At 62.8% G+C, this 1,106-nt stretch carries 1 protein-coding gene and 1 pseudogene; both read left to right on the top strand.

The annotated features are described in order from the left end of the window. Positions 1-366, top strand: a pseudogene (locus tag AC1DEY_RS23610) (hypothetical protein); the annotation flags it as partial. Between the two features lie 137 nt (positions 367-503). Then, the coding region (locus tag AC1DEY_RS23605; RefSeq protein WP_476870119.1) for a type IV secretory system conjugative DNA transfer family protein at positions 504-1,106 on the top strand (603 nt) is incomplete at its 3' end.

Raw genomic sequence — 1,106 nt, 5'->3', positions numbered from 1 at the left:
GATCCGTACATGTTGGCGAAAATGAGCGAGCAGTGGCGGCTGGCCAGAACCTATGGCATCGCGAACCTGCTGATCATGCACAAGGTTGCCGACCTCAACGAGATCGGGGACAGCACCAGTGGACACCGGCAGAAAGCTCTGGGCCTGCTAACTGAGGCTGACACTAGGATCATTTACCGGCAGAAACATGACGCGATGCGCCTGACCAAGGAGGCGCTCGGCCTGACGGAGGCCGAATGCGAGCACGTCGAGAACCTTCCTAAGGGAGTCGGGCTCTGGAAGGTGGGGAATCGCTCCTTCATCGTTGCCAACCGGGTGACAACTGACGAACTGGCCGTTTTCTCAACTGACGACAGGATGCTGTGAGAGCCCGAGGCAGCTCCCGGGCTGCGAGCGACAATCCACTGGTCACCGCTTGCCTTATTGCGGCGGCAGCCTACGTGTGTGTCTGTGCGCTGGTTCAAGCTGCAGCGCACTTAGCCGGCACTATCCGCTGCGGCAGCATGCCGCCGTCGACCTTCAACCCTGCGGCCGCCGCCGGACTTGTAACCAACAAGATGGAATGGATACTTGTCCGCCGGGCCGACTGTGAATTCGGCACAGACAGCGTCTGGTGGGTTCTGGCCCCGGTGCTACTCGTGGTCGGTGCGCTCGCCGTCGGGATATTGGTCGCCTGGCGGCGATGGAAGCAATCGGGCGGGTGGCTGCGCCAGGACATCCTCAACCGCGACGGCGTTGCGCGCCGGGCCGAGATTCTTCATGATTTCGGGGCGAGGGCTGTGCGCAAGAGAGGGAAGTTCACGCGCCCGGGAGTCGTGAACCCTTCCGTGCAGGACCTGTCGTGGACGCTGGGCCGCTCCCGCGGGGTCACGGTCCACGTCTCCACGGAGGAGTCACTGGTCATTCAAGGCGCACCGAGATCCGGTAAGGGGCTGTACGTTGTCATCAACGCCATACTTGACGCGCCCGGGGCAGTCGTCACGACGTCCACGCGCGCCGACAACCTGGTTGTGACTCTGAAGGCCCGAGCGTCCGGTGGGCGACCAGTGACGGTCTTTGATCCGCAAGGGATGTCCGGAATTCCATCGTCGCTTCGCTGGTCGCCC

Source organism: Arthrobacter sp. 05T47, from assembly GCF_056395825.1.
The sequence above is the reverse complement of the archived record's forward strand: the minus strand, read 5'-3'. Positions and strand labels throughout refer to the sequence as shown.